The following is a 7381-nucleotide window of genomic DNA, read 5'->3' on the forward strand; positions in this document are numbered from 1 at the left end:
TTAAGGTAATTCCAAAGTTCACATTCCGCTGGAGTTGCTCTGTTTCTCAATAGTTTTCTCCTATAAATCATTTCTGGCCGGTTACTTTTCATATCTTTCTTATATTGTTGAAAACTAATTTATAAAGTAGACTTAAAACCACCTCCCCTCTCCTTCGTCGAGGTACTCCTCCTTGCCAGGAGGAGAGCTGATTTACAGCTTGCAAAACACTATATATGTGAATGTTTGAATCTTTTCGAACACTCGTGCGCTTTACCCTGGGCTATTAAATATGGCAGACTTACGGCCTGCTATTTACAGCTTGTAATCTATTCCGCAGGAATACAATTTGTGCAAATTTGTGGATAAAATATTAAAAGCTGTCAATCATTATCAGGATAAAAACCTGAACAATACAACCACCTGCTAGTTATAACTATAACAAACCACTTAAACATTGGCTATGAGACGAATACCTACCATATACTTTGCTATACTTTTAGTAAGCGTTATTGCAATAAGCAGTAGCTGTAAATTGACTCCTGTAGTATCTAATTCAGTTCCTGAAATAGACCAGGACAGAGAGGCCCGACTACTCACAGCCTTTTTTGGCAGGGACAGTGACTTGCCCCTCTTAACTTACCTGCTTTCCCCTAAAGCACCCGGAAAAGATGGTATGCCACTTGTTTTCTCCCAGGAGATAGACCCTGAAACGCTCGATGTCAGCGATTTTGAAATTACTACCTTCGATGGTAGCGTTTATAAAGCTGATGATGCCACCTTAAAGCCCGCCAGTGAGGCCTATGAACTACGAACGGTGCTTCTTGTTGGAGAGTATGGTGATCATCCCGATAATCCGCCTGTTAGGGTCAAAGTGGTTGGTGATCTGATGAGTCGCTCCGGTCAGAATTACAAAGGACAGCAGGTTGATGTAATCCCATTGGATGAAGGACCGGTGGTAAGCTATGCAGAGCATTTCACTTTTACTGAAGACTATCCGTTCGTTGAGAAAGGAAGAGGTTGCGACTGTCCGCGTGAAGAAACCGCCGTTGTCACCAGGTTGGTGTGGTCAGGTGGTGTAAGGGCAGTCAATGGCAAAGAGCTAGGTGACAATGAGCTGGAAGCCTTTGAAGTTACATTGGTGCAGGGTAATGATACCATTGTGGTTCACCCCTATCAATTGGCCGATTTAAAAGATAGTGATAATAACATTGATCTCTGCCTCAAAGAACAAGGCATTCCAATCCTCGTGAAGGTCAAATCAGGCATCGCCATTGACCCCAGGGATGATGCCAACCCAGCAACCGAGGCAAAAGTTGTAAGCAGGTGGTAAGCAAACCATAAACAAGTCATTTTAGCCGGGCCTTCAGGCCATTATTTACAGCCAGGTAATCAATTCCGCAGGAATACAATTTGTGTAAATTTGTGGATGAATCATTTGAAGCTGCCAATAAACATCCTATCCCCTTAACTATACAACTACCTATTCCGCTGCAAACTAATTCCTGCATTAACATATTCGCGGTTGCAGCGGGTGGATTGGCATGATGTCATCCCAGGGTGTCGCTGTGCTTTACCCCGATAACCATCCGGGTATGGATGAAATAAAATAAGCCCCCAATCAATCCTAAATTCAGCTATAAAATTTCCCCGAAAACACCCCTTAAACAATTATTCCCATACCAACAATAGCATCCTGTTCCTTTACCTGCATACCGAGCTTATCAATGCCCTGTTTTTCGCTTCAATATAATCCCCTACCCCTTATATATCTGTTCGTTACGAGCGAAATGCACCCTATTTAACATAGTTCACTTTTGCTTATTTTCCCCATATAAATACCAATAATCCCCATACCGTATGGGAAAAACTACTACCAAAAATTACTAATAATGCCCATATGAATATGGGGAAAACAACCACCAAAAGTTTTAAAAACAACACATATGTTTGTAATGAATAATTGTTAAACTTAAATAGGACAGTTATGAAACAATTAAGTCATTATATACCATTATTGTTTGTCGGTACAGTGTTATCAGCATTATACACTATCAACAAAGCAGATGATCATACCAGAACCGTGCTCTCAAATACACAATTAAAAGAAGGCTTTGAATTTTAGATTATATAATTGGCATAAGAAACAGCTTATACGTTTTTGGCGATAGCCTATTCTTTTACTTTATAACCGTCTTAATATTTGCATATCATGTCATTTATAAGGCAGCTTGAAAGGTTTGAGCAACTAGACCTACTTATTAAAAGGCGCACTACCGGTTCAGCCGATTGCCTGGCGCGTAAGCTAAATATCAGCCGAAGCTTGCTCTATGAGCTTTTAAAAACATTAAAAGCCAGAGGTGCCAAAATCAGGTATTCAAGAAGAAGCAATTCCTATTATTACGAAGAGCCTTTTACTATTCTTTTCGGCTGATACGCACTAAGCTTTATAAATAATACAATGCTTGAAGACACTTTTTTTAAAGTCCAGAAATATTGGAATGTACCGAACTGTAATTGTTTACAGAGAACGATGATAAAAATAATTTAAACTGAAATGCTCAACACCAATGATCCTATTTGAAGCACAGAAAATAAGATGGGTGAATAATCACTGATACAATGGCTTAAGTAAGACCGCTTAGACCAGTTCATATCTCTGCAATGTATTAAAAAATAAAGCAGCAGCATGCAAATCAATACCAGCAATACAATTTACATACTTGGAAACGTCCAAAACTGCTATTGCATCGGTGATAAAATGCCCCATATGTTGTTACGTATGCCTTGGCAAAGCATTAAAGAAGAGCTAAAACAAGATGGGTTTATGCAAATCAATGACTTTACGTTGATCAATACAAAGTTCATTATCCACATAAAACCTGGCCGAATAATAATCCTTAAAGGTGGGAGCATTCATAAAGTGTCGCGCAAATTCTGGAAGCACTTTAGAGAATGCCCGCTCGTTGATAAATGGCGATAAGTTCCGTCTAAGTAGCACTGATTTTATAAAATGAATTTTGATGAATTATGAGAAAAGTTCTAGTTACAATTACAGTTGCACTTCTTACAGCAAGTGCATTCTCTGGAGGTGGAGGAAATAATAAAAAGGAACCAAATGATATTGGATATCCTCCAGATTATTATACAACAAAAGAAAAAGATTGTGAAGTCTTTTTGCATTTTATTGATGCGAACATGCTAAATCAACCTCCTGTTTTTGAAGGAGCACAACGTCCATACAATAATATGTATCAAACTTCTAATAGCTCAAATAGTCTAAGTAGAACAGATATCAACAATTATTACTGTCAAATTAAGGTAACTGCATCAGGAGGTTATAGTAAGTCATATAGATGGAAATCTGGCAGTAGTATGGAAATTAAAGTACCAAGTGAAAAGGTCTTTACAATTACAATTGATTATTACGAACCATCATCATGCTCAATTTATACTGAAATAGGAACTAAAAGAGTAAGATACAATTACAAGGGAACAAACATGTCTTTTCGAAATAACTTATTCGCAAGTTTGAAATATAATGGACTATACTAATAACCAATATGATATAACGATGAAAACAACATTTTATTTATTTATTAGTCTTGCAGTATTAAGTGCATGCACAAAGGATGTTAATCCTATCGAAGAAAAAGGACAAGGAGTATTAGATCCGGCTTCATTTAGTAAATTCCTTGAGGAAAAGACTGACGGAGTCTTTTCATTAACCAATTCTACAACAGTTGCGATGCAAACTGGTGATTTTGCTGAAGTTAATGGCGGTTTTACAAATCAGGAAGAGTTAAAAGCAACAAATACAACTGAAAGTTTTGCTTCAATTGGTGGAATTGATGTTTTCAATACAGATAAGAATGGTTTAAAGTCATCAAATGCAGCTGATAAATTATTTGGAAGTAAAGTAGAATTTATCATCAGTAAGTCAGGATCTTTAAAATCAAATCGTATTGATGCAGTAATAGATAGTATGTATGTGCCTTATAAACTATTATTGACTCATCCTGAGTTAGACTTTGAAAATGATAAAATTGCCCCAGGTACCACATTTGAATGGAATGAAGATCCTTTAAATGATCAAGGAGTAGTTTTTACTCTTATTTATGAAGCCTATAATAATTCAGAAGAAATTCAAATAACTAATCCTAAGGATTTTGTTCGTACAGAAATTGTTGTTGATAACGGGAAGCATGTTCTAACAAATGCATTATTTAAAGATGTGCCGGAAGGAGCATATTTATCATTAGTGATTACAAGAGGTAATTACAAATTTGCATCAGCTACTGAAACAGAATCGGATGATATTTTTTCATTATATGCTTATACAGCTGTTGAATTTGGTGCGAGATTTATTAAATAGGAAATAGAATTATAATCGTGCAGGAGAATATAAGCTGATTTAATCTTATGGGAATTGTTTATAATAGTATAATTTACATTGCAATCATCTCTTTAATTTCATTATTAGGAAAGCTTATATCTCCTGTTTTTTATTTCATTTTTTTATTCCCTACTATTAAGTTTATTTTATGTAATCAGCATAAAAAAGTTCAAAAGATAATATTTCTTTTCTTCTCGAATCTGGCATTTTTTGCAATTTTCTTCTATTGGTTTATTGACATATATGGTGTCTTTAAGTTCTTTACTGTTTGTATTTTTTACGCATTTGTATTTCTCTTCCCATTTTTCATATTCTTTAAAAATCGAATACCCTATTACATATGCTCAATTATCTTTATGTCCGCATGGATAGTAATTGAATATACTATAATTCATACCGACTTTCTACCTCCATTTGTCATCCTCGGAAATACTTTACACCCACTTATCATGATTATTCAATTTTATGAATATACCGGAGTTTTTGGAGGTACGTTATGGATACTTCTAGTGAATTGCATGTTTTTCAATGTAATTGCAAAACAAGGGAGACAATACTCATTAATGATTGTTTGTATTTCAATTATATTTCCAGTAGGATTATCCAAAAACTTATTAAATAAGTATAAAAACTTAACCTTAAAAAAAATAAATGTTGGTGCTTTACACTTGAATAATAAAAGCAACAGTTTAAATGATATAAACGAATTAAAAATGATACTAAGAGATATTGATTTAAACGATTCAACTATTCTTGTTTTTCCCGAAAATGCTATAACTAATAAATTAAATATATGTGATTTAAGTGAAGATATAAGGCTATTCTTTTTAAGTAAGACACTCCGGCCTTATCCATTTTCTTCAATTATTATTGGGGCTGATTTGGAAAAGAATATAAACATAGAGAGACATCCGTTAAATTATAATGTTGGAATTGTTATAAACAAAAATGGCTATAATGTTATTTACAAACAGAAGTTTGTTCCATTTGATGAGAACATACCTGAATTAATTCGATTTTTCACAGGGCAATCAAAATATTATCATACCCAAAGTGGCCAGAAGTATTATTGTAATTCTAATGAAAATATAGGAGTTGCAATTTGTTATGAAATACTATACGGTAATTATGTAGCAAATCAAATTGGAGAAAATATTGGTTTATTGACATTGATGACTAAAGAATCTGGTTTAAAAGACAATTCCTTTGCTAAAAATCAATATTTGGGAATAGCAACGATTCGTGCAATTGAGATGCGAAAAACAATAGTAAAGTCATCAACTAAAGGTTATACATCAATCATTGGATTAACTGGTGAAATTTTGAGTACAGTAAAACCATCTGACGATACTCAACTAATAAAAGCAGATGTTGAATTAAACCATATACAAACTTTTTATACAAGATTTGGAGATATCATACCTATACTTTCCATTTCCTTTTTAGTAATAATACTATTATATAACGGCAGGAAAAAATTCATAGACTAAAAAAATGCCACCTTTTCCAAAAACCTGTAATAACCAAATAATTAATACAATGAAGAAACAATTATTAAACTCCTTAACCCTGGTCGCCCTTTTATGTTTTACCTTGTTTATTAGCTCATGTGATGATGATGACAATAACGATAACCCAAAGCCGGAAGATATTGAAACCACCCTTAACAAACTAAAAGGAATTTGGCTGAATACCTCAGCTACAAACTTCAATGCTTTTGCCTTCATGGGTGATAGTAAATTACTTGAATATACCGACAATGGTATTAGCTATTACAGCTATGAAGTGATCGAAGCCGATAAAATAAGAGTAACGCGTTTATGGAACGTTGGTGATGATAAAGAAGAAACAGTACATGAATTAACCTTCCATAATAATGACAATCAGCTTGTAATACCAGGTTTAATTGCTGTTGATCATGGTATAACGGGTTTCGAGGATGTTAACCTGATGCGCATTGATCCTCTTCAAATGCTGAATAATTTACACTTTCCAAACCCTCAATTAAATGAAATTACCGATCAATGGTACCTTGAAGCTTATATAACCATGGATGATCTTGTTCTTCAACTACCTTCACAAGCATCTATTGGCGAACCAGTTACCCTCGAGCTTAAAAGTGATGGCTCTTGTAAGGTACAAACTGTAAACAAACTGGAGGGTACGTTCTCATTGCACAATCGTCTTATTGATCTTGAACTCACCGGAACTGAAATGAATGAAACAGACTTTACAAGGCCTGTGAGCAATAGCCTGGCGAATGAATCCTTATCAGTTTTTGTAATTGGTAATGACAGACTGGTTTTAGTTGGAGATTCAATTGCCATGCTATTTAAAAGCAGTAGTAAGAATAAACTTTGAGTCCGGGCTTAACATACCCTTGAAATGTATGCTCCTCTTGTTCCTCCCAAAAGAATAAGAGTTTGAGCAAAATAGTTAGAATTATAAAAAAGTATCCAAGGGTTTATCATTTCCCAACGCACGGTACTTCCCTTTTACACATAGCTAGAGGGGAAGTACCATGCTAACGGTTTGGGGATCACTATCACAGATTATCAAGTGTCTTTCAAAAATTACAGATTGCCGCTCGGTTTACCGTTTTGCCTGCAAAGAATTTCGCTCCAATAGCTGTGTGTAATATTTTTTGGAGCTGTAAATAAAAAGTGCGTTGGCCTGAGCAATAGTCCGGGCCAAGGGTAGCGAGAAAGCTTCAGGGCGCACTTGAGGTGGTTGTGGGCCGGCAGGAATGAAGGCTGATGCGGGCTGAAGGATTCTATTGCTCTAGACTTTTTTCCTTTCTTTTTGCGGCAATGGGATCGGAATAGTTAAGAATTGAATATTCTTAACTATTTCAGCAGAAGTAGGGTTTGGGACAAAGTCTTTTAGTGTTCGAAAAGAAGTTTTATAAACGTATAGATCTATGCATCATGTAAATCAGCTCTCCTCCTTACAAAAAGCTACTCTTTACTGTTATTATTGTTCAATATGCTCATAGCAAGCAAATAA

Annotated in this window: 8 protein-coding genes; all 8 read left to right on the top strand. The window is 35.1% G+C overall.

Annotated elements, in window-relative coordinates:
• Positions 1-442 precede the first annotated feature (442 nt).
• Positions 443-1312 carry a hypothetical protein gene (locus ACRD69_RS25100; protein WP_430817887.1) on the top strand — a complete coding sequence of 290 codons (870 nt, stop codon included), beginning with the start codon at positions 443-445 and terminating at the stop codon, positions 1310-1312.
• 654 nt (positions 1313-1966) lie between these two features.
• On the top strand, positions 1967-2104 hold the full coding sequence (locus ACRD69_RS25105; RefSeq protein ID WP_430817888.1) for a hypothetical protein: 138 nt from the start codon (positions 1967-1969) through the stop codon (positions 2102-2104).
• 87 nt (positions 2105-2191) lie between these two features.
• Positions 2192-2413 carry an HTH domain-containing protein gene (locus tag ACRD69_RS25110; protein ID WP_430817889.1) on the top strand — a complete coding sequence of 74 codons (222 nt, stop codon included), beginning with the start codon at positions 2192-2194 and terminating at the stop codon, positions 2411-2413.
• Positions 2414-2668: 255 nt separating this feature from the next.
• Positions 2669-2962, top strand: a complete 294-nt coding sequence (locus ACRD69_RS25115) for a LytTR family DNA-binding domain-containing protein (RefSeq protein ID WP_430817890.1) — start codon at positions 2669-2671, stop codon at positions 2960-2962.
• A 47-nt stretch (positions 2963-3009) separates the two neighbouring features.
• Complete coding sequence (locus ACRD69_RS25120; RefSeq protein WP_430817891.1) at positions 3010-3534, top strand: hypothetical protein; 525 nt, start codon at positions 3010-3012, stop codon at positions 3532-3534.
• A 19-nt stretch (positions 3535-3553) separates the two neighbouring features.
• Positions 3554-4354 (top strand): hypothetical protein, encoded by an 801-nt coding sequence (locus ACRD69_RS25125; protein ID WP_430817892.1) that lies wholly within the window; start codon positions 3554-3556, stop codon positions 4352-4354.
• A gap of 47 nt (positions 4355-4401) precedes the next feature.
• Positions 4402-5865, top strand: a complete 1464-nt coding sequence (locus tag ACRD69_RS25130) for a nitrilase-related carbon-nitrogen hydrolase (protein ID WP_430817893.1) — start codon at positions 4402-4404, stop codon at positions 5863-5865.
• A gap of 49 nt (positions 5866-5914) precedes the next feature.
• Positions 5915-6736, top strand: coding sequence for a hypothetical protein (locus ACRD69_RS25135; protein WP_430817894.1), 822 nt, complete (start codon positions 5915-5917; stop codon positions 6734-6736).
• Positions 6737-7381: the final 645 nt, after the last annotated feature.

The sequence above is a fragment of the Carboxylicivirga agarovorans genome (assembly GCF_050589845.1).
GTDB lineage: Bacteria > Bacteroidota > Bacteroidia > Bacteroidales > Marinilabiliaceae > Carboxylicivirga > Carboxylicivirga agarovorans.